This window comes from Nocardioides pymetrozini (assembly GCF_046058985.1).
GTDB lineage: Bacteria > Actinomycetota > Actinomycetes > Propionibacteriales > Nocardioidaceae > Nocardioides.
The window spans coordinates 3,501,776-3,527,372 of the sequence record NZ_CP175556.1 but is presented as its reverse complement, the minus strand read 5'-3'; the positions used below and the strand labels follow the sequence as shown (position 1 = coordinate 3,527,372).

24 protein-coding genes are annotated in these 25,597 nt (G+C 73.9%); 10 read left to right on the top strand and 14 right to left on the bottom strand.

Annotated elements, in window-relative coordinates:
• Positions 1 to 8 precede the first annotated feature (8 nt).
• From ACJ5H2_RS17280 to ACJ5H2_RS17245, 8 genes are all read left to right on the top strand, one after another.
• A complete protein-coding gene (locus tag ACJ5H2_RS17280; protein WP_408896671.1) occupies positions 9 to 1,103 on the top strand; it encodes an FUSC family protein in 1,095 nt (364 codons plus the stop codon).
• 53 nt (positions 1,104 to 1,156) lie between these two features.
• The gene (locus ACJ5H2_RS17275; RefSeq protein ID WP_408896670.1) at positions 1,157 to 1,600 is read left to right on the top strand and encodes an SRPBCC family protein; all 444 of its coding nucleotides are present in this window, start codon (positions 1,157 to 1,159) and stop codon (positions 1,598 to 1,600) included.
• A gap of 78 nt (positions 1,601 to 1,678) precedes the next feature.
• Complete coding sequence (locus ACJ5H2_RS17270; protein ID WP_408896669.1) at positions 1,679 to 2,191, top strand: SigE family RNA polymerase sigma factor; 513 nt, start codon at positions 1,679 to 1,681, stop codon at positions 2,189 to 2,191.
• Positions 2,188 to 2,985, top strand: a complete 798-nt coding sequence (locus ACJ5H2_RS17265; protein ID WP_408896668.1) for a hypothetical protein — start codon at positions 2,188 to 2,190, stop codon at positions 2,983 to 2,985. The genes ACJ5H2_RS17270 and ACJ5H2_RS17265 overlap by 4 nt, the downstream gene beginning before the upstream one ends.
• A gap of 83 nt (positions 2,986 to 3,068) precedes the next feature.
• On the top strand, positions 3,069 to 3,596 hold the full coding sequence (locus ACJ5H2_RS17260) for a SigE family RNA polymerase sigma factor (protein WP_408896667.1): 528 nt from the start codon (positions 3,069 to 3,071) through the stop codon (positions 3,594 to 3,596).
• On the top strand, positions 3,593 to 4,192 hold the full coding sequence (locus ACJ5H2_RS17255; RefSeq protein WP_408896666.1) for a hypothetical protein: 600 nt from the start codon (positions 3,593 to 3,595) through the stop codon (positions 4,190 to 4,192). Before ACJ5H2_RS17260 ends, ACJ5H2_RS17255 begins: the two co-directional genes overlap by 4 nt.
• Positions 4,193 to 4,263: 71 nt before the next feature.
• A complete protein-coding gene (gene hrpA / locus ACJ5H2_RS17250) occupies positions 4,264 to 8,085 on the top strand; it encodes an ATP-dependent RNA helicase HrpA (RefSeq protein ID WP_408896665.1) in 3,822 nt (1,273 codons plus the stop codon).
• Between the two features lie 395 nt (positions 8,086 to 8,480).
• A complete protein-coding gene (locus tag ACJ5H2_RS17245; RefSeq protein WP_408896664.1) occupies positions 8,481 to 9,317 on the top strand; it encodes a helix-turn-helix domain-containing protein in 837 nt (278 codons plus the stop codon).
• A 16-nt stretch (positions 9,318 to 9,333) separates the two neighbouring features.
• Here the strand turns inward: ACJ5H2_RS17245 and ACJ5H2_RS17240 are convergent, their stop codons facing one another.
• Together ACJ5H2_RS17240 and ACJ5H2_RS17235 are read right to left on the bottom strand one after the other, a co-directional pair.
• The gene (locus ACJ5H2_RS17240) at positions 9,334 to 10,101 is read right to left on the bottom strand and encodes a sigma-70 family RNA polymerase sigma factor (RefSeq protein ID WP_408896663.1); all 768 of its coding nucleotides are present in this window, start codon (positions 10,099 to 10,101) and stop codon (positions 9,334 to 9,336) included.
• A gap of 294 nt (positions 10,102 to 10,395) precedes the next feature.
• Entirely contained in the window at positions 10,396 to 10,995 is a 600-nt protein-coding gene (locus tag ACJ5H2_RS17235; RefSeq protein WP_408896662.1) for a hypothetical protein, read from the bottom strand.
• Between the two features lie 48 nt (positions 10,996 to 11,043).
• Between ACJ5H2_RS17235 and ACJ5H2_RS17230 the strand changes: the two genes are divergently transcribed.
• Positions 11,044 to 12,468: an ABC transporter substrate-binding protein gene (locus ACJ5H2_RS17230; RefSeq protein WP_408896661.1), complete on the top strand. Its 1,425-nt coding sequence runs from the start codon at positions 11,044 to 11,046 to the stop codon at positions 12,466 to 12,468.
• On the opposite strand, the gene ACJ5H2_RS17225 is transcribed toward ACJ5H2_RS17230, so the two are convergent.
• Positions 12,381 to 13,739 carry a ribonuclease D gene (locus tag ACJ5H2_RS17225; protein WP_408896660.1) on the bottom strand — a complete coding sequence of 453 codons (1,359 nt, stop codon included), beginning with the start codon at positions 13,737 to 13,739 and terminating at the stop codon, positions 12,381 to 12,383. The two genes, ACJ5H2_RS17230 and ACJ5H2_RS17225, sit on opposite strands and share 88 nt — an antisense overlap.
• Positions 13,739 to 14,353: a DUF3000 domain-containing protein gene (locus ACJ5H2_RS17220; protein ID WP_408896659.1), complete on the bottom strand. Its 615-nt coding sequence runs from the start codon at positions 14,351 to 14,353 to the stop codon at positions 13,739 to 13,741. Before ACJ5H2_RS17220 ends, ACJ5H2_RS17225 begins: the two co-directional genes overlap by 1 nt.
• 69 nt (positions 14,354 to 14,422) lie before the next feature.
• Here ACJ5H2_RS17220 and hemE point away from each other — a divergent pair, with 69 nt between their 5' ends.
• The gene (gene hemE, locus ACJ5H2_RS17215; protein WP_408896658.1) at positions 14,423 to 15,484 is read left to right on the top strand and encodes a uroporphyrinogen decarboxylase; all 1,062 of its coding nucleotides are present in this window, start codon (positions 14,423 to 14,425) and stop codon (positions 15,482 to 15,484) included.
• Here hemE and ACJ5H2_RS17210 read toward each other — a convergent pair.
• The 10 genes from ACJ5H2_RS17210 to ACJ5H2_RS17165 all read right to left on the bottom strand — a co-directional run bounded on the left by ACJ5H2_RS17210 (position 15,469) and on the right by ACJ5H2_RS17165 (position 25,487).
• Positions 15,469 to 16,335 (bottom strand): NYN domain-containing protein, encoded by an 867-nt coding sequence (locus ACJ5H2_RS17210; RefSeq protein WP_408896657.1) that lies wholly within the window; start codon positions 16,333 to 16,335, stop codon positions 15,469 to 15,471. The genes hemE and ACJ5H2_RS17210 overlap by 16 nt on opposite strands.
• Before the next feature lie 26 nt (positions 16,336 to 16,361).
• Complete coding sequence (locus ACJ5H2_RS17205) at positions 16,362 to 17,282, bottom strand: LysR family transcriptional regulator (protein ID WP_408896656.1); 921 nt, start codon at positions 17,280 to 17,282, stop codon at positions 16,362 to 16,364.
• Positions 17,283 to 17,400: 118 nt separating this feature from the next.
• The gene (locus ACJ5H2_RS17200) at positions 17,401 to 18,318 is read right to left on the bottom strand and encodes a DUF4349 domain-containing protein (protein WP_408896655.1); all 918 of its coding nucleotides are present in this window, start codon (positions 18,316 to 18,318) and stop codon (positions 17,401 to 17,403) included.
• A 57-nt stretch (positions 18,319 to 18,375) separates the two neighbouring features.
• Positions 18,376 to 19,461, bottom strand: a complete 1,086-nt coding sequence (locus tag ACJ5H2_RS17195; protein WP_408896654.1) for a DUF6670 family protein — start codon at positions 19,459 to 19,461, stop codon at positions 18,376 to 18,378.
• A 185-nt stretch (positions 19,462 to 19,646) separates the two neighbouring features.
• Positions 19,647 to 19,997, bottom strand: a complete 351-nt coding sequence (locus ACJ5H2_RS17190) for a winged helix-turn-helix transcriptional regulator (RefSeq protein WP_408896653.1) — start codon at positions 19,995 to 19,997, stop codon at positions 19,647 to 19,649.
• A 176-nt stretch (positions 19,998 to 20,173) separates the two neighbouring features.
• Entirely contained in the window at positions 20,174 to 21,514 is a 1,341-nt protein-coding gene (locus ACJ5H2_RS17185; protein WP_408896652.1) for a DUF58 domain-containing protein, read from the bottom strand.
• A 13-nt stretch (positions 21,515 to 21,527) separates the two neighbouring features.
• Positions 21,528 to 22,517 carry an AAA family ATPase gene (locus ACJ5H2_RS17180; RefSeq protein ID WP_408896651.1) on the bottom strand — a complete coding sequence of 330 codons (990 nt, stop codon included), beginning with the start codon at positions 22,515 to 22,517 and terminating at the stop codon, positions 21,528 to 21,530.
• Positions 22,514 to 23,728 carry a DUF4350 domain-containing protein gene (locus tag ACJ5H2_RS17175; RefSeq protein WP_408896649.1) on the bottom strand — a complete coding sequence of 405 codons (1,215 nt, stop codon included), beginning with the start codon at positions 23,726 to 23,728 and terminating at the stop codon, positions 22,514 to 22,516. Before ACJ5H2_RS17175 ends, ACJ5H2_RS17180 begins: the two co-directional genes overlap by 4 nt.
• On the bottom strand, positions 23,725 to 24,354 hold the full coding sequence (locus ACJ5H2_RS17170; RefSeq protein ID WP_408896648.1) for a DUF4129 domain-containing protein: 630 nt from the start codon (positions 24,352 to 24,354) through the stop codon (positions 23,725 to 23,727). Before ACJ5H2_RS17170 ends, ACJ5H2_RS17175 begins: the two co-directional genes overlap by 4 nt.
• On the bottom strand, positions 24,351 to 25,487 hold the full coding sequence (locus ACJ5H2_RS17165) for a hypothetical protein (RefSeq protein ID WP_408896647.1): 1,137 nt from the start codon (positions 25,485 to 25,487) through the stop codon (positions 24,351 to 24,353). Before ACJ5H2_RS17165 ends, ACJ5H2_RS17170 begins: the two co-directional genes overlap by 4 nt.
• Positions 25,488 to 25,597 lie beyond the last annotated feature (110 nt).

Below are 25,597 nucleotides of genomic sequence, written 5' to 3'. Positions count from 1 at the left end.
TCTCCTGCATGGAGGCCTCGCTCGACCGGATGTGGTCGCGCAGCCGGCTGTCGCTGCGCGGCCGCATCGACCGGTGGCGCGACAAGGTGTGGGTGGTCGCACAGTGCTCGGTGGCCGCCGGCGTCGCCTGGTTCGTCGCCGCCGACCTGCTCGGCCACGAGCTGCCGTTCTTCGCACCGATCGCGGCCGTGCTGTGCCTCGGGACGTCGTACGGCCAGCGGCTGCGTCGCGTCGTCGAGGTCATGCTCGGCGTCGCCATCGGCGTCTTCATGGCCGACGTGCTCGTGGCCGGGATCGGCTCGGGTGCCTGGCAGCTCGGACTGATCGTCTTCCTCTCGATGTCCCTCGCGCTGCTGCTCGACGCCGGGATCATGTTCGTCTCCCAGGCGGCGGTGCAGTCGATCGTCGTCACGGTGCTGCTGCCCGGCGCGGAGGGCTCCTTCCTGCGCTGGACCGACGCCGTCGTGGGTGGGACCGTCGCCCTGGTCGCCGCCATGGTCGTCCCCGCGGCCCCGCTGCGCCGTCCTCGGGAGCAGGCGGCAGCCGTCGCCCGCAAGATCGCCGAGCTGCTGCGCGCCGCCTCCGACGTCATGGTGGACGGCGAGGTGACCCCCGCGCTGGAGCTCCTCGCCGACGCGCGGACGACCGACCGCATGGTCCGTGAGCTGCAGGCGGCGGCGGAGGAGGGCATGTCCGTGGTCAGCTCCTCGCCCTTCCGGATCCGCCACCGCGAGCCGCTGCGCCGGATGGTCGAGCTGGTCGACCCGCTCGACCGCGCCCTGCGCAGCACCCGCGTGCTGGTCCGCCAGACCTCCATCGCGGCGTACCGGCGCCGACCCGTCCCTCCGTCGTACGCCGCGGTCGCGGCCGACCTCGCCACCGCGGCGGAGGCGGTCGCCGCGGAGCTCGCCGCGGACCGGATCGCCGTCGCCGCCCGGGACGCCGTCCTCGCCGTCGGCGCGGCCACCGGGCAGGTCGAGCGCAGCGAGGTGCTCACCGCCGAGGCGATCCTGGCCCAGCTGCGCGCCATCGTCGCCGATCTGCTCATGGTCACCGGCATGGGACAGCTCGAGGCGACCGACGCGCTCCCGCCGCCGCGCTGAGCACGCCGGGCGGCTCCGCCCGGATCCTGTGACGGCATGTCACACTTCGGCTCGTGACCCAGGTGGTGGAGCAGAGCGTCGAGATCGCGGCGCCGGTGAGCACAGTGTTCGCGTACGTCGACGACTTCAGCACCACGAAGGACTGGATGTACGGCCTCACGAGGATCGACCCGGTGACCGATCAGCGCCGCGGCGTCGGCGCCCAGTACGACGGCGTGATGAAGGTCGGCGTCCCGCTCAAGGCGCGCATCGAGTGCACCGCCTGGGAGCAGGACCGCCTGATCGAGCTGACCTCGGTGAAGGGGGTCGAGACCACCCAGCGCTGGACCTTCACCGACCTGGGCCAGGGCCGGACCCGGGTCGACGCGTGGATCTCCTTCACGCTCCCCGGCGGACCCGCGGGCAAGGCGATCGCCGGCGCGGTGAAGCCGGTGGTCGGCGTGGCGGTCAAGCACTCCAGCGAGGCGCTGGTGCGCAACGTGGAGGCGCTCGCCTGAGTCCCTCGCGGACCGGACCCAACCGATCCGCGGCTCGTCCCGTCAACAAGGCACCAGCGCCGAACGGACGGGAGCATCGTGAGCAGCAGGCGTGACGACGAGTTCGCGACCTACGTCGCCGAGCGTCGACCCCAGCTCTACCGGGCGGCGTGGCTGCTGTGCGGCGACCCACACCGGGCCGAGGACATCGTCCAGGCGGCCCTGGCCCGTCTCTACGTCGCCTGGCCGCGGGTGCGCCGCGCGGACTCCGTCGACGCCTACGTGCGCCGGGCGGTCGTGAACGCCCACCACGACGAGGGACGGCGACCGTGGCGCCGCGAGGCCGCGGCGGGTGACGGCCTTCCCGAGGCCGCGGCCGTCGCCCCGTCGGTGGAGGAGCGCGACGCCCTCTGGACGGCGCTGCGCTCGCTCCCGCCCGGCCAGCGCCGGGTCGTCGTGCTGCGGCACTGGTGGGGGCTCAGCGTCGAGGAGACCGCGGTCGACCTCGGGGTGAGCACCGGAACCGTGAAGAGCCAGACCTCGGCCGCGCTCGCGGCGCTGCGCACGGCGCTGGCCCACCATCCCGAGACCGTGGAGGAGAACCGATCATGATGTCCATCGAGGAGCGTCTCGGCGTCGAGCTGCACCGCCTGACCGACGGCGTCGCCGCCACCAGCGACCCGCACGGCGACCTGCGGCGCGGTCGCCGTCGCCGTACCCGGAACCGGGTGGCGGCGGGCTGCGCGTCGCTCGTCGTCGTCGCCTCCGCCACCGCCGTCGCCGCCCTCGCCGGCGGTGAGGAGCGGGTCCCGGTCGCGCAGGACCCACTGCCCGCGCCGACCACGTCCCCGGCGGCACCGCCGGTCCGGTGTGTGGACCCCGAGGGCGGTCGGCCGGGTGCCGGCGGCGCGTGGGCCCCCGTCGCCCCCGACCTGCTGGACGGGTACCGCACCGTGCTCGGCGCCCACCTCGACCCCGCGGGGCGGCACCTGGCGCCGGCCGCCACCAACGAGCAGGTCGGCACCAGGAGCGAGCCGACGTGCGGTGCCGGGCTGGCCCGCCTCACGTCGTACGGGACCAAGCTCGCCTGGCGCCTGCCGGGCGAGTCCGGCGTCGGGATGGTCCAGCTCGAGGTGACCGACCAGCCGTGGGCGGAGGCCCAGCTCAGGCTGAGCCACGACTCCTGGCGACCGCACCCCGTCGACCTCCCGGGCGTGCGCTCGGCCGAGGTCGCCGCGTACGACGGCGGGGTCGCGGTGGTGGTCCACCGGGCTGACGGCCTGTCGGTCGGGATCGACGCGAACACCCTCTTCGGCAACGACTCCCTCACCCCGGTGAGCGGCGTTGACCTGGACGTCGACCAGCTCCTGTCCGCCGCGGCGGACCCCCGCCTCACCCTGTCCTGAGGCGTCGCCAGGAAGTTCTTCGCCGCACCCAACCGTTCGCGCCGCGCTCCGGTCATGCAGGGTGAGAGAGGCGGAGGTGAGGCGTGAGGCAGTGGACGGCGACCCAGGGTCGCGGCCGCGACGAGGAGTTCACCGCGTTCGTGGACGCTCGTCGGGTGCGGCTGTACCGGACCGCGTACCTGCTGTGCGGGGATGCGCACCGCGCCGAGGACATCGTGCAGCAGGCACTCGCGAAGCTGTACGCCTCCTGGCGCAGGGTGCGGCGGGCCGACTCCGTCGACGCCTACGCCCGGCGCAGCGTCGTCAACGCGTTCATCGACGACGGCTCCCGTCCGTGGCGCCGCGAGGTCGTGGGCGACGTGGCCGACGACCGTGCGGCACCGGCCGGGCTCAGCCACGAGGACGCCGACGAGCTCTGGGCAGCGCTCGGCGCGCTCCCGCCGGGGCAGCGGCGTGTCGTCGTCCTCCGCCACTACTGGGGCCTGTCGGTCGAGGAGACCGCGGCCGACCTGGGCATCAGCCCGGGCACCGTCAAGAGCCAGACCTCGGCCGCCCTCGCCCGGCTGCGTGAGGCGCTGGTCCCCGCCGAGACCGGAGGAGAGCACCGATGAGCGAGACCCTGCTGAGCGAGCGGATCACCGCGCTCGCCGACGACATCGCGGCGCCCGCCACGGCGCCGTACGACGACCTGGTGCGCGGCCGGCGCAGGGTGCGCCGGCGCCGGGCCCGCGTCGCCGCCGGCACCCTGGTGGTCGTGACCGGCGCGGTCGCCGTGGGTGCCCTGGTCCCCGGGCCCGGCGCGCCCGACCGGGTGGCGACGGACCCGGCCGGCCGGCGCCCCCACCAGCCGACGGCCGTCGAGCCGGAACGGCTCGTGGACCGGATCACCTCGCTTCGCCGCGACCGCGGGCACGCGATCACCGTCCGCGACCTGCAAGCGGTGAGCGACGCCATGGCGGAGGGCCTCGCGGGCCCTCTCGGCTGGCTCTCCGTCGGTGCGGCACCGAGCTGGCAGGCCGCCGGCGCGGACACGTGTCCGGCCGGATGGACCTGCGCCGACGCCACTGTCCGCGGGGCCGACCGGGCCCGCTGGGCGCACGCCGGGACCGTCCACCAGCTCGCCGTGGACTTCGACGGGCGGGTCGACGTCTTCACCGTCAACCAGGTCGACGCCCGCCCCGCGGAGGTCGCCTGGGCCACTCCCTGAGCCCCCCGGCGTCGTGCCGTGGGCAATCCGGTTGCGGCCTCCGGGACGCGACGCGGGACAATGGTCGGGCTGTGGACATCACCTACCCGCCCGACCTGCCGGTCAGCGCCCGACGCGACGACATCGCCGCCGCGATCCGCGACCACCAGGTCGTGATCGTCGCCGGCGAGACCGGCTCGGGCAAGACCACCCAGCTGCCGAAGATCTGCCTCGAGCTCGGGCGCGGCACCCCCGGCGCGGACGGCCGGCCGCAGATGATCGGCCACACCCAGCCGCGCAGGATCGCGGCCCGATCGGTCGCGGAGCGGATCGCCGAGGAGCTCGGCACCGAGCTCGGCGACCTGGTCGGCTACCAGGTGCGCTTCACCGACCGGACCTCCAAGCAGAGCCGGGTCAAGCTGATGACCGACGGCATCCTGCTCGCCGAGCTCCAGCGGGACCGGATGCTGCGCCGCTACGACACGATCATCATCGACGAGGCGCACGAGCGCAGCCTCAACATCGACTTCCTGCTGGGCTACCTGCGCCAGCTGCTCCCGAGGCGGCCCGACCTCAAGCTGGTCATCACCTCGGCGACCATCGACCCGGAGCGCTTCGCGGAGCACTTCGCGGCGCCCGACGGGACCCCCGCCCCGATCGTGGAGGTCTCGGGCCGCACCTACCCGGTCGAGGTGCGCTACCGCCCGCTGATGGAGCAGCCCGACGAGGACGCCGACGCCGAGCTGGTCACCCGCGACCCGACCGAGGCGATCGTGGACGCCGTCAAGGAGCTCTCCGCCGAAGGCCCCGGCGACATCCTGGTGTTCCTGCCCGGCGAGCGGGAGATCCGCGACACCGCCGAGGCGCTGGCGCCCCTGACGGAGGGCGTTCGCGGCGTCGACGTACTGCCCCTCTTCTCCCGGCTGTCCGCGGCCGAGCAGCACCGGGTCTTCGCGCCGGCGAGCAGCGCGCGGCGGCGGGTGGTGCTGGCCACCAACGTCGCGGAGACCTCGCTGACCGTCCCCGGCATCCGGTACGTCGTCGACACGGGCGTCGCGCGGATCTCGCGGTACTCCGCCCGCACCAAGGTCCAGCGTCTGCCGATCGAGCCGATCAGCCAGGCCTCCGCCAACCAGCGCTCCGGCCGATGCGGCCGCGTCGCCGCGGGCATCGCGATCCGGCTGTACTCCGAGGAGGACTTCGACGCGCGCCCGGAGTTCACCGACCCGGAGATCCTGCGCACCAACCTGGCGTCGGTCATCTTGCAGATGACCTCGCTCGGTCTGGGCGACATCGAGCGCTTCCCGTTCGTGGAGCCGCCCGACCGACGCAACATCCAGGCCGGCACGCAGCTCCTCGAGGAGCTGGGGGCCGTCTCGGCGCGCGGGGAGCTGACCAAGGTCGGCCGGCGCCTCGCCCGGCTCCCGATCGACCCCCGCCTCGGCCGGATGCTGCTGGAGGCCGAGCGACTGGGCTGCGTTCGCGACGTCCTCGTCATCGTGGCGGCGCTCTCGCTGCAGGACCCGCGGGAGCGGCCGGGCGCGGACCGCCCCGCCGAGCGGGCCCAGGCCGACCAGCTCCACGCCCGGTTCAAGGTGGAGGGCTCGGACTTCCTCTCCTGGCTGCGGCTGATGAGCCACCTGCGCCAGCAGCAGCGGGAGCTGTCCAGCAGCGCCTTCCGCCGGATGTGCAAGCGGGAGCACCTCAACTACCTGCGGGTGCGCGAGTGGCAGGAGTTCGTCTCCCAGCTGCGCCAGGTCACCAAGGAGATGGGCGTGCGCATCGAGGCGCCCACGGAGACCCCGGACGCAGACGGCATCCACCAGGCCCTGCTCTCGGGGCTCCTGTCCCATATCGGGGTGCTCGAGGAGCGGGAGAAGGCCAAGCCCGGCTCCCGGCAGGCGGGGCGGCGCCCGGGGCCACGCGAGTACCTCGGCGCCCGCGGCACCCGGTTCGCGATCTTCCCCGGCTCGGGGCTGGCCCGGCGCAACCCGCCGTTCGTGATGGCCGGCGAGCTCGTCGAGACTGGGCGGCTCTGGGCCCGCCAGAACGCCGCGATCGACCCGCGCTGGGCCGAGCGGCTGGGCGCGCACCTGGTGAAGCGCACGTACTCCGAGCCGAGCTGGTCGCGCAAGCGCCAGGCCGTCATGGCCCGTGAGCGGGTCACCCTGTACGGCGTACCGCTGGCCACGGACCGTGCCGTCTCCTACGGCAAGGTCGATCCCGAGCTGTCGCGCGAGATCTTCATCCGTCACGCGCTCGTCTACGGGGAATGGGACACCCGGCACCGCTTCTTCCAGCACAACCGCCGGCTGCTCGCCGAGGCCGAGGAGCTCGAGCACCGGGCCCGCCGGCGCGACCTCGTGGTCGACGAGCACACGCTGTTCGACTTCTACGACGCGCGGGTGCCCGAGGGCATCGTCAGCGGCGCCCACTTCGACCGCTGGTGGCGCGACGCCCGTCGCGCGAACCCCGACCTGCTCACCTTCGACCCCGCGATGCTCACCCACGACACCGTGGAGGAGGTGCGCGAGGAGGACTATCCCCAGGAGTGGTCGGTCACCGGCGGGCTGACCTTCCCCATCAGCTACCACTTCGAGCCGGGCGCCCGCGACGACGGGCTGACGATCGACATCCCCGTCGCCACCCTCAACCGGGTCGACGACGACGACTTCTCCTGGATCGTCCCCGGCCTGCGGGCGGAGCTGGTGACCGAGCTGATCCGCAGCCTGCCCAAGCAGCTGCGGGTCAGCTTCGTGCCCGCGCCGAACACCGCGCGCGAGTTCCTCGCCGCCGTCCCGCCGGGGGAGGAGCCGCTCCTCACCGCGCTCGAGCGCTACCTGCGCTCCACCACGGGCGTCCACGTCCCGCGCGAGGCGTGGGACCTGGCCGCGCTGCCGGAGCACCTCAAGCCGACCTACCGCGTGGTCGACGAGAGCGGCGCGGTCCAGGGCAGCGGGAAGTCCCTCGCGCGGCTCAAGGAGCCGCTGCAGCCGCAGTTCGAGAGGGCGATGGCCGAGGTCGCGTCGGACTCGGGGGTGGCCCGCACGGGCGAGACCGACTGGGTGTTCGACGCCATCCCCGCCACCGCCACCTGGACACGCGCCGGTCACGAGGTCGAGGCCTATCCCGGGCTGGTCGACGAGGGCGGCACCGTCGGCCTGCAGGTCTTCGGCTCGGCCGACGAGCGGGACGCCCGGCACCGGCTCGGCGTCGTACGCCTCGTGCTGCTGGCGCTCGGCTCCGCTCCGCTCGCGGGCGTCGTCGAGGGGCTGGGCAACGCCGAGAAGCTCGGTCTCGCCGGCACGCCGTACTCCGGGGTGGCCGCGGTCCTCGAGGACTGCCTGCGCGCCGTCGTGGTGGACGCCGTCGACGGGCGGGATCCCGTGCGCACCCGGGCCGACTTCGACGACCTGCTCGCCGCGCTGCGCCCGCGCGCCGCCGCAGGGGTGCGGGAGGTGCTGGCCGAGCTGCTCCGGGTCCTGTCGGCGTGGCGCGAGGTCGAGCGCCTGCTCAGCGGCCGCGCCGAGCTGCCGCTGCTGCCCGCCCTCAGCGACCTCCAGGGCCAGCTCGCCCGGCTCGTCCACGACGGCTTCGTCGGGGAGGCCGGGGCTGTCCGCCTGCGCCGCTACCGCACCTGGCTGGCCGCGATGCGCGAGCGCCGCGCCGCCCTCGAGACCGGCGGTCGCGCCGCCCTGGCGAAGGACCGCCAGCGGATGGACGTCCTCCAACCCCTGCAGGACGCGTACCTGGCGCGCGTCGCGGCCCTGCCCGAGGGCCGTCCGCCCGGCGACGGGCTGCGCGCCGTCCGGTGGATGCTGGAGGAGTACCGGGTCTCCCTGTGGGCACAACAGCTCGGCACCGACGGCCCCATCTCCGACGTCCGGATCCGCAAGGCGCTCGACGCGCTGTGAGGCAGCGCCCCGTGCGGGACTGGACGGCCTTGCAGCGGTGTCATCATCGGGGCCGTCCGTCGTCCTTCACTCCGAGAGCTGATGGAGCGATACCTGAGCGTCCCGTCGACGCAGTTCGGCAGACCCCGCTTCGGTCGCGCTCAGGCGGTCCGGTCCGGCCCGGCCCCTGCGGGCTGCCTTCTGTCCGGTGTGCCTCCCCCTGCGCGAGCGCAGGCAGAGTCCCGCACCGCCGGGTCTGACCGGCGAGCTCGCCTCGTCCTGGCTGTCACGGTCGCGGCGGTGCGAGCACCAGGGGAGATGGGGTGGGATTGCCCGAGGGGCGAGAGCACCATGGGCAGTGCGAAGAGTGGCCGGGCGGGGCATGAGCCCACGTGGAGCGAAGGAGGAGCGCGCGGATGTTCGACGATGTCATCGCGCCGGAGGTGAGGCGCGTGATCAGTGTCGGCGCGTTCCAGCAGCAGTGGCGCCTCTTCACCGCCGCCGCGCCGGGCTGGGCGGAAGGACGCCATGGGCGGGCGGCTGTGCACGTCGTCGCGAACATGCTGAGCCTGGCGGCTCAGCAGCGGGTGGACGACTACCGGGAGTTGCACCGGCTCTCGGCGGAGCTGGGAGCCCACCGGCTGGCGATGCTCCAGCAGACCCTGTCCGTGACGATCGAGACCGACGGGGAGCTGTCGCTGGGGAGCGCCTTCGTCCACGCACTGGCTCCGCCGTTCTACGGCCCGGTCCTGGGGGAGGTCGATGACGAGGCCGAGTCGGCGACTCTCGCCGCACTGTGCACCCGCACAGCCATGCTGTTCATGCTGGCTGGAGCTCACCTGGTCTCCCCAGGACCCGACATCCAGACGCCCCAGGACTTCGTCGACCACTTCCTCCACGAGCGCCTGCCGCAGTGGCGAGCACAGGTCCTGCGCTATGCGAACGACCCCTGGTCTCCCTACGCCCAGCATCTCCTGGCGCTCGCGGAGGCCGCGGGCATGCCCGAGTTCGGGACGACGATCCGCAACTTCGTCGGAACCCTTCGCCTCCATGTCGACGAGCGAGACCGTCAGGCCGTCGCGGCGGAGATCCTCCATCTGGTCAGCCGTAGTGGCCTGACCCAGGCGGAGTTCGCGCGCCGCGTCGGGACCTCGCCCTCGCGGATGTCCACCTACTGCTCGGGTCGGGTCACGCCCTCAGCCGCGCTGATGGTGCGGATGCGCAGGTTGGCGAACGAGCCCGCGGCGGAGTGAGCCCCGACGACGCCCGTCAGGCTGCCGAGAGCGACCTGCTCGGCCGCGGCCGACGTGGGAGGATATGGCGGTTGACCTCCGCCAGCTCGACCCTGGCCGCCCGGCAGGCAGGGCATCGCTCCACGTGCGCCTCGAACGAGCGCCGGCGCCGGGGCGGGAGTGCCCCGCGGGCATCCAACGACAGCAGCTGCCGCATGGCTCGGCATCGTGGCTCAGGGCTCTGGCGCACGTGCTCCTCGAGAAAGGCCTGGCGCAGCCCCTCACGCGCCCGGAAGCTCAATGCGGCCACGGCGTTCGGGGCGATCCCGAGCCGCCCGGCAGTCTCGGCATGGGAGAGGCCGTGGACCTGCGTGCACCACAGGACGACCCGCCAGCGCTCCGGCAGGCTGTGGAACGCCGCCCTGACGGCCTGCCTCTCGAAGCGCTGCGCGGCGTCGTCGTCGACCGACCCACGTGTCGCGAGGCCGGCGTCGCATGCGTCCCCACCGTCGATCCGCTGGGTGTCGCGGAGGGAGTTGAGCCACAGCATCCGGATCGACGTCAGGAGATAGCCACGGAACGAGTGGCTCGGCCCGAGGCCACGCCGCAGTGCGTCGAGCACCCGGGTGAATGCCTCAGCAACGAGATCCTCCGAGTGAGCGCCGGCCCCCAGCCGTCGGGCACGGGAAAGCGCCGCTGCGGCGTGTCTCTCGTAGAGAGCGGCGTAGGCGTCGAGGTCGCCCTCCCTCGTGCGGCGGACCAGATCGTCGTCGTGGACGTCGTGAGCGTGAACATGAGTGTTCATGTGCAACTTCCCCCCAGCGCCGCGCCCCCGCGCGGCGACTTCCCGCGTCGCACGTTAGACAGGGCCGCGGCACCCGCCAAGGAAGGTGGGTCCGTCGGACCGAATCGTTCTCAGATGTGAGCACGCGGCCGCAGGAAGAGCGCGCGGCCGGCGCGGAGGAGGCTCTGCGGAGCGAGCACACCGGGCCGGGAGCGCCTCACGGCGCAGGGCCGCTCGTAGCGGCTAGATGTGGGACCCGGGGCTGCCGCGACCCGGCGTGCTCGCATGCTCAGTCTAGTGCCCGGGCGGTCACGGTCACGCCAAACCGCGGGAGAGCTCCAGGTGCCCCGCCGCCTCGAGCTGCTCGGCCAGCACGAGCATGCGGCGCACGTCGGCGTCAGCGACCTCGTGCAGGGCCGCCCGGCCGGCCGCGACGACGCGGGCGAAGGCGGCCGCCCGGAGCAGGACGTCGGCGAAGTCGCCATGGGCGATGCCCCGCAGGACCTCGTCGACCATCGTGCGCAGCTCGTCGGGCCCGGGCGGCTCGGCCACCCCGGCGACCACGCGGGCGAACTCCGCGCGGGCGCGGCCGGCCTCGAACTGGCGAGCGATGCCGGCGGGATCGGCGTACACGCCCGAGCGGAGCAGGTAGAGGCGCCAGAGGCAGCCCGCGAGCGAGTCGGCGGCGGCATGCGACCAGAGCGCGGCGATCGCCTCGATGCCCTCCGTGTCGGCGAGGTGGACGAGTCGGTCCGAGACGCCGGCGTCCTCGCTCGCCCGGGCCCCACGGACCAGCAGCACCGCGGCCCGCTCGGCCGCCTCGGTGAGCAGAGCGGGATCGGCGCCCTCGGCGTGCTCGTCGAAGAACGCGCTCTCCCGCGGCGCGGGGCGATGGTGACGCCGGTGCTCGGACATCCGACCAGCGTAGAACGGGCGCTGTGACCGGCCGGTAGGGTGGCCGCCGTGGGTCGGTTCACGTGGCGGACAGGTGCGGTGGTCGTCGGGGTCGCGTTGGCGGTGCTCATCGGCATGATCGCGCTCGCGAACGGCACGGAGCAGAAGCCCGACCCGCACCCGCCGACGCCGCCGACCGCAGCGGTGACCGAGCTCGAGCTCGCCGTCTGGGGCTCCGAGCCCGAGATCGCGGCGTACCAGACGGTCGTCGACGACTACAACGCCAGCAGCAAGGACACCAACGTGTCCGTCGTGTCCTGGCCCGACGCCGACGCGATGCTCGACGCGATCCGGGCCGGCCGAGCGACCCCGGACCTCTACCTCCTGCCACGGGGCGAGCTGGCCGAGACCGTGGCCGAGAAGCGCAACGTGCCGCTGCTCGACCTGGTCAACGAGCGGGAGATCCCGATCGGGGACGACTTCGCCCGCGACGCCGTCTCGGCGTTCTCGGTGCACGACGACCTGCAGTGCATGCCGTACGCCGCCTCGCCGATGGTCATCTACTACAACACCGAGCTGGTCGACTTCGCCGCGATGGAGGCCGAGGGCCTGCCGGTGCCGAACGAGAGCCACTCGGGCTGGAACTTCGCGCAGTTCCGCGCGGCCGCCGAGTTCGCGAGCCGCCCGCGCCGCAACACCCGCGGCATCCACATCGAGCCGACGCTGCGCGGCCTGGCGCCGTTCATCTACTCCGGCGGCGGGCAGCTCTTCGACGACGAGGGTGAGCCGACCAGCCTGGCGCTCGGCGAGGACGGCTCGACCGACGCGCTGCGCCAGACCCTCGAGCTGCTGCGCGACCCGCGGCTCACCCTTAGCACCCGACAGCTGGAGCGGCGCTCCGCGCTGGAGTGGTTCCAGCGCGGGAAGCTGGGGATGATCGCCGGCTTCCGCGGCATGACCCCCGAGCTGCGCGCGACCGAGGGCCTCGCGTTCGACGTGATGCCGATGCCCTCGCTCGGCTCGGCGCACACGATCGCCGAGCTGAACGGCCTGTGCCTGGCGCCCAACCGCCCGGCCCGCACGGAGGCCTCGGCGAACGTGCTGAGCTATCTCGTGAGCGACGAGGCGCTGGCCCGGGTCGCGGAGACCGGCTACGTCCAGCCCGCGAAGCTGACGGTCGCCTTCTCCGAGGACTTCCTCCAGAGCGACCAGGCGCCGGAGCACTCGACGGTCTTCAACGCGGTGATGCGCACGATCGTGCTGCCGCCCCTGATGGCCCAGGGCCGTGAGCTGCGCGCACTGGTCGATCCCGACATCGAGACCCTGCTGACCACGCCCGACATCGCGGACCTGCAGGAGTCCCTGCGAGCGATCGACGAGAAGTCGCGCAGCCTCCTCGACCCGGACTACGAGCCGTCGGAGGCGCCGTCCGAGACGCCGTCGGGCGAGCCGTCCGGAACGCCCTCGGGCGAGCCGTCGGACGACCGCGGCTGACGCTTGCGTCGCGGCCCCGGGGCAGCGGTCTCCTCGGCGTCGAGGATGGCGCGGCTCAGCGCCGACGCGGTCAGCCCGATCTGCCAGCTGCGGGCGCCGAGCGCGCGGAGCTGGTCGATGACCGCCTCAAGCACGCCCACCGCGTCGCGGGTGGCCGGCGGCGACCACATGACCCGGCGCAGCGTGTCGGGCGTGAGCAGGTTCTCCAGGGGAATGTCGTGCTCCGTGGCCAGCTGCGAGACGGCGGCACGGGCGAGCTCGAGGCGACGGGCGGCGACGGGGTCCTTGTCGGCCCAGGCGCGCGGGGCCGGGGGACCGTCACCGTGGCTCACCCGGGTGGGCAGCTCGCTCTCGGGCAGCTGCGCGGCCTCCTGCAGCGCGGCCAGCCACTCGCGGGAGTGTCGGGCCGCGCCACGGCCGTGGAACCCCGGCGTGCCGAGCAGGGCGCCGCGCGTGGTCGGCATGGCGGTGGCCGCCGCGACGATCGCGCTGTCGGGGATCAGCCGGCCGGGGGTGACGTCGCGCTCGCGCGCGATCCGGTCCCGGGCCTCCCACAGCGCCCGCACCGCGCCGAGGGTACGACGACCGCGGACCTTGTGCAGGCCCGAGGTGCGCCGCCATGCGTCCACCCGGACCGTCGGCTCGAAGCCCCGCAGGTGGTCGAACTCCTGGCGCGCCCAGTCGGCCTTCCCGGCCTCCTCGAGCTGCGCGGCCAGCAGGTCGCGCAGCTCCACGAGCACCTCGACGTCGAGCGCGGCGTACTCGAGCCACGGCTCCGGCAGCGGCCGGGTCGACCAGTCGACCGCGGAGTGCTCCTTGCGCAGGTGTCGGCCGAGCAGGGTCTCCACCAGCGTGGCCAGGCCGACGCGGGGGTAGTTCAGCAGCCGCCCGGCCAGCTCGGTGTCGAAGAGCGCGACCGGTCGCAGGCCCACCTCGGCGAGACAGGGGAGGTCCTGGGTGGCGGCGTGCAGGATCCACTCCGCGTCGCCGATCGCCTCCTGGAGCGGGACCAGGTCGTCGAACGCGATCGGGTCGATGAGGCCGATGCCGGCGCCCTCGCGCTTGACCTGGATGAGATAGGCGCGGTTGGAGTACCGGTAGCCCGAGGCACGCTCGGCGTCGATGGCGACCGGGCCGCTCCCGGCGGCGAGTGCCGCGCAGTACTCCGCGAGGGCATCCGGGGTCTCGATGACCGGTGGGAGGCCGCCGGACAGGGTCAGCAGCTCGACCGGCTGCTGCTCGTCGGGCTCCTCGGTGGCGTGGTCCGCCATCAGTCGGCGCCACCCCGCTGGCCGCGCCGCGACGGCATGACCGCGATCCCGTCCGGCACCGGCTCCAGGCCGCCCGCGGTGCACATCAGCTCGCCCCACGCCTCGGCGTGGGTGGCGATGTCGGCGGGGTCGACCGGCGTCCAGGACGCCCGGATCTCCAGCTGCGCGCTGCCCGGCTCCTCGGCCATCGAGCCGTAGCTCTCGGTCACCACCTTGGTCACCGTGCCGGACACCGCGACGTGCTCGGCGCCGTGGGCCTCCAGCGCGTCGGTGAGCCAGGTCCATCCCACGTCGGTGAGCATCGGGTCGGTCGCCAGGTCGTTGTCGATGTCGGCGCGGCAGTACGCCACGCAGCGGAAGGTGCCCTCCCAGGCGTCGTTGCCGGCGGGGTCGTGCAGCAGGACCAGGCGGCCGGTGGCGACCTCCTCGTCGTCCACCGTGACGTCGGCGGAGAGCGCCGCGGCGTACGGCGCGATGCGCTGTGGCGCTGGCATCTCCTCGCAGAACACCTCGGGCCGGAACGAGGCCGCGCGCAGGCCCGCGACGGCAGCGGTGAACGCGGGGGGTGTGCCGGCCGCGCCGGACCCGTGGTTCATCTCCTGGCGGGCGACCATGGGGCCACCCTAGGACCACCGGGCCGGATCGATGTGCGTCCCACGCCGTCAACCTGAGACCCTGGCCCCGTGACCGCCGCACTCCACGCCAGCCCCCTCGCCGACAGCGCCTTCCTCAAGGCCGCGCGTGGAGAGCCGGTGCCGCACACGCCGGTGTGGTTCATGCGCCAGGCCGGGCGGTCGCTGCCGGAGTACCTCGCGGTGCGCGAGGGCGTGGCCATGCTGGACTCCTGCCAGGACCCCGGGCTGATCACCGAGATCACGCTCCAGCCCGTGCGCCGCTACGGCGTCGACGCCGCCATCTTCTTCTCCGACATCGTGCTGCCGCTCAAGGCGGTCGGCGTCGACCTCGACATCGTCCCCGGCGTGGGCCCGGTGGTCGCCCACCCCGTGCGCACCCTCGCCGACGTCGAGGCGATCGCCGACCTGACCCCCGAGCACGTCCCGTACATCACCCAGGCGGTCGAGGCACTGGTCGGCGAGCTCGGCTCGATCAACGGCGGCACGCCGCTGATCGGCTTCGCCGGCGCGCCGTTCACCGTCGCGTCGTACCTCGTCGAGGGCGGGCCCTCCAAGGAGCACGCGAAGACCAAGGCCCTCATGTTCGGCGCCCCCGACGTGTGGGACGCGCTGATGCGCAAGATCGCGGACATCGCCGCCGTGTTCCTCGAGACCCAGGTCGCCGCGGGCGCGTCGGCGGTCCAGCTCTTCGACTCCTGGGCCGGCGCGCTCACCCCGGAGGACTACGTGCGCTACGTGCAGCCGCACTCCGCCCGGGTGCTCGCGCGCGTCGGCGAGCTGGGCGTGCCGCGCATCCACTTCGGGGTCGGTACGTCGAACCTGCTCGACCTCATGGCCGAGGCCGGCGCCGACGTGGTCGGCGTCGACTGGCGCACGCCGCTGGAGCGGGCGATCCCGCTCGTGGGGGACCGGTCCGTGCAGGGCAACCTCGACCCGACCCTGGTGTTCGCGCCCACCGAGGTGATGACCGAGCGGGCCGCGGCGGTCATCGAGGCCGGCCGTGGCGCGCGGGGTCACGTGTTCAACCTCGGCCACGGCGTCATCCCCAGCACCGACCCCGACCAGCTCGCCCGGCTGACGGAGTTCGTGCAGTCCTATCCCTTGGGCTGAGCGGACTTCCGGCCCGCCGTCTTCTTGGCGGCCGTCTTCTTGGCGGCGGTCTTCTTGGCGGCGGTCTTCTGGGCGGAGGTCGTGGCCGACGCCGTCGGCTGGGCCTGCTTTACCTGACCCTTGAGGCCCACCAGGAGGCCACCTCCAGCGCCGGAGCCGGTCGTCGTCAGGTAGCCCTGGGACTCCACCAGCGTGGCCAGCTTCGCAGCGCCGTAGAGCCGCGGGTCGAAGGAGGAGTCGGCGGAGCGAAGGTAGCTGCCGATCGCGCTGAGGTGCGCCCACCCGTCGTCGTCGGACGTGGCGTTCACCGCCCGGCTGAGCAGACTCTGCAGGTTGGGCAGGGGAGTGGCGGGCTCGGCCCCGTCGGCCCCGTCGGCGGCCGCGGTGTCGTCGTCCTGGTCCTGGACCTTGCCGAGGACCTCGAGGTAGATGAAGGTGTCGCACGCGGCGACCAGCGACTGCGGCGTCTTGCGCAGGCCCAGGCCGTAGACGGTCTTGCCGGACTCGCGCAGCCGGGTCGCGAGCCGGGTGAAGTCGCTGTCGCTGGACACCAGGGCGAACGCCTCGAGGTTGCCGGAGTAGAGCAGGTCCATCGCGTCGATGATCAGCGCCGAGTCGGTCGCGTTCTTCCCCGTCGTGTAGGCGAACTGCTGGACCGGGACGATCGCGTGCCTGTTGAGCTCGCCCTTCCAGCCGCCGAGCTGGGGCGTGGTCCAGTCGCCGTAGGCACGCTTCACGGTGGCCACGCCGTAGCTCGCCAGCTCCTCGAGCAGCGCGCTGACGTGCTTGGGCGAGGTGTTGTCGGCGTCGATGAGGACGGCCAGCCGGGCGGTGCTCGGAGTGATGGTCACCCGACCATCATGGCCGACCGGCATGCTCAGGAGGCTGCGGCGCCCGCCGCCCGGTGCTCGGCCGCCCGCGCGGTGAGCGCGGCCTGCAGCTCGCGGACGGTCAGCGGCTGCTGCAGGGAGGTGCGCTGTCGCAGCTGGAGGGTGAGGACGGTGTGGTCGCCGGTGATCGGGCGCACCTCGATCCGGCCCGAGCGGTGCAGCGGGTCGTCGAGCACGGCGTAGTCGGGCAGCACGGTGACCCCGGCGCCCTCCGCGACCAGCGCCTTGCCCATCTCGGCACCGTCGGTGCTGTGCGCGGCGGGCGGGACCTCCGGGCTGAAGGTGCGGTGGACGTAGCGGTGCATCACGTGCCCGGCGCGCATCATCACGAACCGCTCCCGACGCAGCTCCTCGACCGTGACCCGCGGGCGCGCGGTGAGCGGGTGGCCCCCCGGGAGCACGGCGACCGGTCGACCGTGCAGCAGGTCGGCGCCGTCCAGGCCGACCGGCACGTCGTCGCCGTCCAGCACGTTGACCAGGCCGAGGTCGAGGCTCCCGTCGGCCAGTGCCTCGTCGATCCGAGACTGCTGGAGCGTGAGCACCTCGACCGTCGTACCGGGGTGGCGCTCGTGGAAGGAGCGCACCGCCGGGACCAGCAGCGTCGAGGTGGCGGCATGCACCGTGCCGACGCGGATCACCCGGGTGTCGGTGCGGTGGTCGCCCGCGGCGGTGCGCAGGCGGTCCACCGCGGCGAGGACGTCGGACATGTACGGCAGCAGGTCGCGCCCCTCGCGGCTGATCTGGGCACCGGAGCGGCGGCGGTCGAGCAGGGTCACCCGCAGCTCGCGCTCCAGCTTGGTGAGCGCCTCGCTGAGCGCGGGCTGGGAGAGGTGGAGCTTCTCGCTGGCGCGGCGCAGCGAGCCGTGCTGGGTGACGGCGGTGAGGTACTCGAGCTGTTCGATGCGCATGGGTGCGGCCTTTCACATCCATCGGTGACGCCGTGGCCCGAGTCCTTGCCCGCCGCACCAAAGTTGAGTAAGTCTGTAGACAAACAGTAACACGCGGCGCGGGGGCTCCGGACCCGGCTCACGCAGTACGGGCCGGACCCCGCGCACGGCGGCGCAGCACGAGCCGCACCGCGCCGGCGACGAGGGCCACCAGCGCCAGCCACGGGACCAGGAAGCCGACGGCGACGAGGACGCCACCGAGACCGTCGACGAACGAGTCCCAGCCGCGCTCGAGCCCGCCCAGGAAGCCCGACGGCTCGTCGTCGGGCCGGTCCGGGTCCGCGGGCTGCTCGATGTAGACGGTGACCGTCGACAGGCTGGTCTGGTCGGCGAGCCAGCGCTGACGCGACTCGAGTGCGTCGAGGTCGCCCTGCCGGCGGGCGAGCTGGGACTCGACCGCGACGATCTGCTCGATGCTCTCGGCGCGGGCCAGGAGCGCCTCGACCCGCTCGACGCTCTTGCGCTGGGCCCGGATCCGCGCGTCGACGTCCACGACCTCGGCGGTGACGTCCTCGCCGTTGGTGGTGGTGCCGGTCGGGGTCGCGAGGTCCTCCAGCGCGGCGATGACGTCGTCGAACCGGTCGCTCGGCACCCGCAGCACGAGGCGGGCCGTGCTCAGCCGGCCCTTCTCGCCGGTCGTCGTCTCCTGTTGGCTCACCGTGCCCCGGTGCTCGTCGACGACCTTGCGGACCCCGAGCCGCGCCTTGCCGACGTCCTCGGCCTCCAGTGAGACGGTGCCCGTCGAGATGACCGCAGGCTGCGGCGCGACGGTCGAGTCGAGCCCCTGCTCGGCCGCGCCGTCGGCGGCCCGCGCAGCGGACTCGTCGGCGGGCTGGTCACCGAGCCGGCCGGCGTCCGGCGGGGCAGGCGCCTGCTCGCTCAGCGCGGCGCGGTCGGCGGTGGCCGGCTTCGCGGTCCTCTCGGCATGACCGGCTCCACAGCCGGTCAGCACCAGGAGGGTGGCGAGCGCGGCGATGCCTCGGGATGTCGTGTTCATGCGGGTCCGACGGGGCGCGCGTCGCGACGGTTCCCGTTCTCCTGCCCTGGGTCGAGGTCAGGAGCCGCTGGAACGTCCGCCTTGCGAAGGGGCATGTCGCCGCCAGCCGCGTCGGTCGATGTACTCGACATATCCCGTATCGCCCGCGACGGCAGAGCCGTCCGCCGAGCCGGTGAACGAGAAGCCACCGACATACCCGTTGCCGAGGCCCCAGCTGAAGGGAGTGTCCACTGCTCCCTCGATGTGGATGTCGACGGGCGAGCTGCTGGTGGTGCGCCAGCTGAACCGGGCGGGAAGCCGCATCGGCGCCCCGTCGGGGGTGACGGCCATGTCGGGGAGGTACTCCTCGACGGCGAAGTCGACGCCGTCCACCAGGGCTCGCGATGTTCCGCCCGGCGATCGGAGGAAGGCTGCGCTCATGGCGATGCGGCCCTCTGCGTCGACCCGCGCGAGGAGAAGCTGGCGGCCGTCGTTGAGGTCGATGACGTGGTAGGTGAAGAAGTCCAGGGCCATGCGGAGCCACGGATGTCGCAGCTCGCGGGCGGTGACGGTGTAAGGCCCCATGGCGCGGGCGTGCTCGAACGCGCACTCGCCGCTCACCCGGTGCACGACGCCGTCGTGGGTGACCGTGCCGTCGTAGTGGGTCAGGAGGCTCAGGTGACGATAGACGGGGGTGTGGACGAACCACGTCACGACGTCGCTGCACCGGAGCTCCACGTCGACGTCGAGGCCGGGTGTCGATGTGGTCAGGTGGTAGTCGGGATAGCGGCCGCGCAGTGCGACGTCCTCCCCGAAGGTCAGCAGTGACCCGTCCCGCGCGAGGGTGCACTCGGTGTCGATGCGGTAGTCGCGCCAGAAGCCAGGGGCGGTCGCAGCGCTCGACACGTTGACGGCGGCGCGGTTCCGCGGGCCGCCGACGTGGTGGGGGCGGTGGAGGATGTCCGAGATCGGCGCCCCGCTCGCGCCGACGCCCGTGGTCATCGACAGGAAACGGATCGGGGCTGGCAGATTCGGAATCATCACGCCGTTGTGGGACCAGGCGTACCCGCGGCCGGCGGTATGGGGCACCAGCTGCTCCGGCGCGTCGAACGGCCGCGCCGAGAGCGCCGGGCCCCGGTTGACCCTCGGGAGCAGGGAGGTCATCAGCAGCCCTGCGGGAGTGCGGGCAGGGGGCCGGAGGATCCTGTCGCCGGCAGCGACCGGAGTCCAGGGGAACGGGCGCACGATGTCTCCCCGCGTCGCGTACTTCTATTTCAGAAGTACTGGAGGTGGACATTCCTACCTACCCTCCGGGCGCCCGTCAAGGGCGCAGCCGTGTCGCTCGGCCGCTACGTCTCGTCCTCGTCCTCGTCCTCGCGGTGCGCGAGTGCGATGCGCAGTGCGTCGGGGATCGGTTCATTCGGCGCCGCGTGGTGCTGCTGCGCCCACCGGTCTGACCACGTCCACAGCGCCTCGAGAGCCACGAGGAGCTCCGTGCCAATATCGGTCAGGGTGTACTTGCCGGTCTCGTCGGTTCGGGCGAGCCCCACCGTGGACAGTTCCTTCAACCTCGTGGCGAGGACGCTGCTCGACGCGCCCCCGAGCCGGCGCTGAAGTTCGTTGAACCCCAAGGGGGCCTCGCCCAGCTCGCCGACGATGCGGAGGGTCCAGCGGCGGCCCAGCAGGTCGAACGCAGCCATGATGGGTCGGCCGCTCGCCGAGCCTCGCACGGATTGCCCGGGGCGCGGCACAGGTGAGGTCATCCGCGCAGACTAGAGGCCGCCGTCGTTCGCGTCGGCAGGCGGTCGCTGTCGAGCCGGCGCGCCACCAGGCACATGCGCCGCCCCGGTCACGGGTCGGGCCGTACGGACGCGCCCTAGAGGAGACCCTGCGCCTTCAGGGCGAGATAGTGGTCGGCGAGGGCGGGAGGGAGGTCACCGGCGTCGGCATCCACGACGTCGACGCCGAGCCGGACCAGCATGTCCCGCACCCGCTCCCGGCGGTGCAGCTCGTGCGCGGCCGCGGCGGCGGCGTACACGTCGTCGACGCTCGGCGTCGGCGTCGTCTCTCCGGCGGCGCCGAGTGCAGCCATCCGGCTCAGCTCGGGGTCCCGCACGGAGGCGACGACCACCCGGTGGTGCCGCGTGAGCACGGGCAGCACGGGCAGCAGTCCGTCGGCGATGGCCGAGGGCTCCAGCGCGGTGAGCAGGACGACGAGCGAGCGCTGGCGGCCGAAGCCCTGCACCGCCCCGGCGAGCAGGTCCCAGTCGGCCTCGACGAGGACCGGGTCGAGCTCGGCCATCTGCTCCTGGAGGCGTGCCGCGACGTCTCGGGCACCGTGCAGGCGCTGGCGGGCCCGGACGCGCCGGTCGCCGGCGACGAAGTCGACCCGGTCGCCTGCCCGCGAGGCCAGCGCCGCGAGCAGCAGGGCGGAGTCCATCGCGGCGTCGAGCCGCGGCATGCCGTCGGTCTCGGGCTCCCCGGCGGCGCGCGCGACCCGGCCCGCCGAGGTGCGCGAGGTGTCGAGGACCAGCACCACGCGGCGGTCCCGCTCGGGCTGCCAGGTGCGGACGACGACATGGCTGCTGCGCGCGGAGGCGCGCCAGTCGATCGAGCGGACGTCATCCCCGCGGACGTACTCGCGCAGCGAGTCGAACTCCGTGCCCTGGCCGCGGACCCGCACGGCGGCGCGCCCGTCGAGGTCGCGCAGCCGGGCCAGGCGGGAGGGCAGATGCTTGCGGGACTCGAACGGCGGGAGCGCCCGCACCGCTCCCGGCACGTCGAAGGTCCGCTGCCGGGCGACCAGCCCGAGCGGGCCCCAGGACCGGACGGTGACGCCCCCCGCGCGCAGGTCGCCGCGCCGGCGCGGGAGCAGCGGGGTCGTGAGGCGCTGGCGGTCGCCGGGGGCCAGGCGGAGCCGGAAGCGGTTGTCGCGCGCGCCGGCCGAGGGCTGCCAGGCGTCGCGCACGTGCAGCCGGAGGGTGCGCTCCCCGCCGACGACGAGGAGCTCCGACGTCGCGGGGTCGCCGAGGCGCACCGAGCCCGGGTCGCGGCGGCTGATCGCCGCCTGTGCCGGCGCGGGGGCGAGCAGCCGGTCGAGGCCGACGAGGAGCAGGACGCCGAGCAGCCAGAGCCACACGGTGCTCGCCTGGGGGCGCAGCACGACCGCCACCAGCCCCAGGAGGAGCAGCAGCGGGACCCGGCCGGAGATCACCATGGGCGGAGCTGTCTCAGCGAGGGACGGGGACGGAGGCGATCGCCGAGGCGAGGACCTGCGCGACGTCGACGCCCTCCAGCTCCGCCTCCGGTCGCACGCCCAGCCGGTGCGCGAGCGAGGCGTGTGCGAGCGCCTTCACGTCGTCCGGGGTCACGAAGTCGCGTCCCGACAGCCACGCCCACGCCCGGGCGGCGCGCAGCAGCGCGGTCGCGCCGCGGGGGCTGACGCCGAGCGACAAGGACGGCGACTGGCGGGTGGCCCGCGCGATGTCGACGATGTACGACGCCACCTCGGGCGAGACCTGCACCCGCCGGACCGCCGCCTGGCCGGCCTCGAGGTCCGCACCGCTCGCGACCGGCCGCACGCCCGCTCCGGCGACGTCGCGGGGGTCGAAGCCCTCGGCGTGGCGGGTGAGGATGGTGATCTCGTCGTCGCGGGGCGGCACGGGCAGGACCACCTTCAGCAGGAAGCGGTCCAGCTGGGCCTCCGGCAGCGGGTAGGTGCCCTCGAACTCGACGGGGTTCTGGGTCGCGGCGACCAGGAACGGCCGCGGCAGGGGGCGGGTGACCCCGTCCGCGGAGACCTGACCCTCCTCCATCGCCTCCAGCAGTGCCGACTGCGTCTTCGGTGGCGTCCGGTTGATCTCGTCGGCGAGGAGCAGGTTGGTGAACAGCGGGCCCTCGCGGAAGCTGAGCTCGCCGCCGCCCGCCGCGTCGATGACCAGGGAGCCGGTGATGTCGCCGGGCATCAGGTCCGGCGTGAACTGGACGCGACGGGTCTGCACGTCGAGGCTCTGCGCCAAGGTGCGGACCAGGAGCGTCTTCGCCGTCCCGGGAACGCCCTCCATGAGCACGTGACCGCCGCACAGCAGCGCGACGAGCAGGCCCGACACGGCGGCGTCCTGGCCGACCACGGCCTTGGCCACCTCCTGGCGTACGGCGATCAGGCGCTCGCGCACGCCGGCGTCCTCCGTGGGGGGCGGCGGCGGGGGCATCTGGGTCATGGGCGGTGTACCTCTCTCCTCAGTCGGGCCAGGTCCTGCGCGTACCGGACCAGGTCCTGGTCGGTCGCGGGGCTCGTGCGCTCGTCGTCGAGCAGGGTGGCGACCATCTCGACGGGCACGCCGAGCTGCCGGGCCGCGGCCTCCGCGACCACGGGCGCGGGGGTGCCGCGGTCGAGACGGAGCCGGCCGGCGATGTCGGCCCGCGCGGCGCCGCGCAGGGCGCGCGCGGCGTGAGCCCTGTCGCCGCTGCGCCGGTACATGCGGCCGCGGCTGCTCGCCGTCTCGACGGCCCGCACGACGACGGGCAGCGGCTCGGTGGACAGCGGTCCGAGGCGCCGGAAGCGCCACAGGACCAGGGCGACCCCGCTGAGGGCGAGCACCCACAGGCCGGGGCCGACCCAGTCGGGCAGCAGGGTGCCGATGGTCACCGCGTCGTCGCCGACCGCGTCGGCGGCGTCGGGGACGTACCAGACCACCCGCGGCTCGTGGCCGAGCAGCCGCAGCGCCACCGCCGCGTTGTCGGCCCGGGTCACCTGGTCGTTGGTCAGCGCGGCGCCCGCCCCGAGCAGGACCAGGTCGTCCACGGTGAGCATCAGCGCGCCGTCCCCGAGGGGGAAGCAGCTCTCGTCGGCCTCGTCGAGGTGGTACGACCGGGCCCGGTCGACCTCCACCGTGAGCCCGTCGAGGGCAACGCCCGCGACACCGTCGGGACACCGCGCCGCGACGGCGTCGTCGCCCTCGGCGGCGACCGACAGCAGGCCGAGCGCGGGATCGATCTCCTGCAGCAGCGCGTAGTCCGGCTCGACCAGCACGATCCGGGCCGCGTCGGACGCATGGCGTCGCATCCGCGCCAACGTGCTCGCCGCCAGCTGCTCGGTCCCGCTCACCACGACCGTCGTGGAGGCGTCGACCCTGGCCTCGTCGAAGGCGTCGGCGGACCGGGCGACCGTGACCTCCACGCCCTGGTCCTCCAGCACCCGGGCGAGGGCCTGGGCACCCTCCGCGCCGGGGTTGCGCGGGTCCGCCGCGCCGGGGTACTGCTCTCCGCCGCGGGTGGTCCACACGCCGACGGCCAGGGCGAGGGCGAGCGCCGCGACCACGGCCAGGCGCAGGCGCGAACGGCGCCCCGACCGGGTCGTCGACGGGGTTGTCGGCCGGGTCGTCGGCCGGGTCGTCGGCCGGGTCGGCGCGCCGGCCGTCGGGGCGCTCACCGGTGGGCCGCCCGGCCTGCGAGGGCGTCGTCGAGCGCCAGCAGCGTCGCTGCCTGCGCCGCGGTGGCCGGGCGCTCGCCGTACAGGACGCCGTCGAAGAGGTCGGCGCCCTCCAGCACGGCGAGCCGGTGCTCCGGGAAGACCGCGACGAGCGCGTCGGCGAGCTCGTGCGCCGTCGCCTGGGGGAGGTCCTCGATCCGGCCGCGCTCGATCTGGCGCAGCGCGCCGGCCCGGAAGGCGTCGACCAGGGCCGACTCCGCGTCGCCGGCCGCCAGCGCGGCCTCCGCCCGCGCGCGCAGCTCCTCGGCGGTGACCACCTCACCGGTGAGGGCCGGGCTCGCCTCGGCCCGTCCGGCGGCGGTGCGCCGGGCGCGGCCGGCCAGGAACAGCACGGCCGCCGTCACGAGGAGCACGACCAGGATCGCCGCGGCCGCGCCCAGGCCCGAGCTGCTCGCGGCGGCGTTGACGGTGCCGGTGACGAGGCGGTCGAGCCAGCGCGTCAGCCGACCCACGATGTCGTCCTGGTAGTACTCGGGGCGGACCAGCTCGCGCCGCAGCTGGCGGCGGGCCTCGTCGCCCCCGGGGTCGAGCGGCGGATCGGCCCGGGCCACGAGCGAGGGACTCATGCGGGGACGATCCCCGCCTCACGCATCAGCTCGACGTCGAAGGCCTCCTTGCGCATGCGGAGGTCGACGTACTGCACCGACGTGACGGCGGCGAGGAAGGGGGCGACGAAGGCGTTCTGCACCACGAGAGCGGCGGCCTGGGTCAGCACGAGGAACAGCGCGGCGTACTCGGGCGCGGCGAGCATCCCGATCTGCCCGACCAGGGTGATCGGGACCGACAGCATGCCGCCCGCGAACTGGGCGATGACGACGGTCAGCAGCGCGATCCCGAAGGTGCGCCAGTACTGGCGGGACGTCAGCCGCCAGCCGCGGCCGATGGCGCCGAAGACGCCGACCGGCTCGAGCATCAGCGCGGGCACGGGCAGGTAGTAGAAGCGGATCCACAGCCAGCAGCACAGGGCGAGGAAGGCCGGCACGGTGACCAGGCCCCACAGGACGACCGGCGCGGGGCCGCCGGCCACCTGCACGACCACGACCCACATCAGCACGTAGGCGACGAGCAGGAGGAGGAAGGCGAGGTTCACCACCAGCGTGAGGCCGATCAGGCGCCACCGCTTGCCGTGGGTGGCGGCCCAGGCCTCGCCCAGCCCGAGCCGGCGCCCGACCGCGGCCGCCCGGGTCACGTGGGCGACCATCCCGGTCACGAGGACCACGCCGACCTGGGCCAGGACGATGGACAGCAGCAGCGAGCCGTACGCCGCCAGCGCGCCGAGCGCGTCGGACAGGGAGGCGTCGGCGTCGACCTCACCGGAGGCGTCGACGGCGATGCCGACGGTGAAGGTGAGGACCAGGGTCACGACGACGGGGATCAGCATCGCCACCGCGGTGACCAGGACGGCCGCGCCGACCGTCGCCTTCGGGTTGAAGCGGATGATCCGGAAGGCGCCGTCGTAGATGTTGCCGAGGGTCAACGGCCGCAGGGGGAGCGCGCCCGGCTTGTGTGCGGCGCCCAGCAGCAGCCCCGGGGCCGGCCGCGGACCGGGGACGGTCGGGTAGGTCGCCCAGCCGGCGGGTGCGGGGGGCGGGGGGCTCCCCGGCGGGGGCATCGGCACCGTGCCCGCCGCGGCGGGGACCGGGTCCACGGGCGGCGGCGCGCCCGGGGGCGGGAACTGCTGCGCGGGGCCGTCACTCATGCGGCTCATCCTTGCACCCGGTGCCGCGGCGCAAACGGCGTCCGCAATTTGGTGCGCCCCGGGAACTCTGCCAAGATGTTCCGGTTGCCTCGAACAGGTTGGTTCGGGTG

Excerpts from the sequence above, each read along its gene's own strand:
- ACJ5H2_RS17280 (WP_408896671.1), top strand. The coding sequence starts at position 9 with ATGGAGGCCTCGCTCGACCGGATGTGGTCGCGCAGCCGGCTGTCGCTG.
- ACJ5H2_RS17265 (WP_408896668.1), top strand. The coding sequence starts at position 2,188 with ATGATGTCCATCGAGGAGCGTCTCGGCGTCGAGCTGCACCGCCTGACC.
- ACJ5H2_RS17255 (WP_408896666.1), top strand. The coding sequence starts at position 3,593 with ATGAGCGAGACCCTGCTGAGCGAGCGGATCACCGCGCTCGCCGACGAC.
- ACJ5H2_RS17245 (WP_408896664.1), top strand. The coding sequence starts at position 8,481 with ATGTTCGACGATGTCATCGCGCCGGAGGTGAGGCGCGTGATCAGTGTC.
- ACJ5H2_RS17240 (WP_408896663.1), bottom strand. The coding sequence starts at position 10,101 with ATGAACACTCATGTTCACGCTCACGACGTCCACGACGACGATCTGGTC.
- ACJ5H2_RS17235 (WP_408896662.1), bottom strand. The coding sequence starts at position 10,995 with ATGTCCGAGCACCGGCGTCACCATCGCCCCGCGCCGCGGGAGAGCGCG.
- ACJ5H2_RS17225 (WP_408896660.1), bottom strand. The coding sequence starts at position 13,739 with ATGGCGGACCACGCCACCGAGGAGCCCGACGAGCAGCAGCCGGTCGAG.
- ACJ5H2_RS17220 (WP_408896659.1), bottom strand. The coding sequence starts at position 14,353 with ATGGTCGCCCGCCAGGAGATGAACCACGGGTCCGGCGCGGCCGGCACA.
- ACJ5H2_RS17205 (WP_408896656.1), bottom strand. The coding sequence starts at position 17,282 with ATGCGCATCGAACAGCTCGAGTACCTCACCGCCGTCACCCAGCACGGC.
- ACJ5H2_RS17200 (WP_408896655.1), bottom strand. The coding sequence starts at position 18,318 with ATGAACACGACATCCCGAGGCATCGCCGCGCTCGCCACCCTCCTGGTG.
- ACJ5H2_RS17195 (WP_408896654.1), bottom strand. The coding sequence starts at position 19,461 with ATGACCTCCCTGCTCCCGAGGGTCAACCGGGGCCCGGCGCTCTCGGCG.
- ACJ5H2_RS17190 (WP_408896653.1), bottom strand. The coding sequence starts at position 19,997 with ATGGCTGCGTTCGACCTGCTGGGCCGCCGCTGGACCCTCCGCATCGTC.
- ACJ5H2_RS17185 (WP_408896652.1), bottom strand. The coding sequence starts at position 21,514 with ATGGTGATCTCCGGCCGGGTCCCGCTGCTGCTCCTCCTGGGGCTGGTG.
- ACJ5H2_RS17180 (WP_408896651.1), bottom strand. The coding sequence starts at position 22,517 with ATGACCCAGATGCCCCCGCCGCCGCCCCCCACGGAGGACGCCGGCGTG.
- ACJ5H2_RS17170 (WP_408896648.1), bottom strand. The coding sequence starts at position 24,354 with ATGAGTCCCTCGCTCGTGGCCCGGGCCGATCCGCCGCTCGACCCCGGG.
- ACJ5H2_RS17165 (WP_408896647.1), bottom strand. The coding sequence starts at position 25,487 with ATGAGTGACGGCCCCGCGCAGCAGTTCCCGCCCCCGGGCGCGCCGCCG.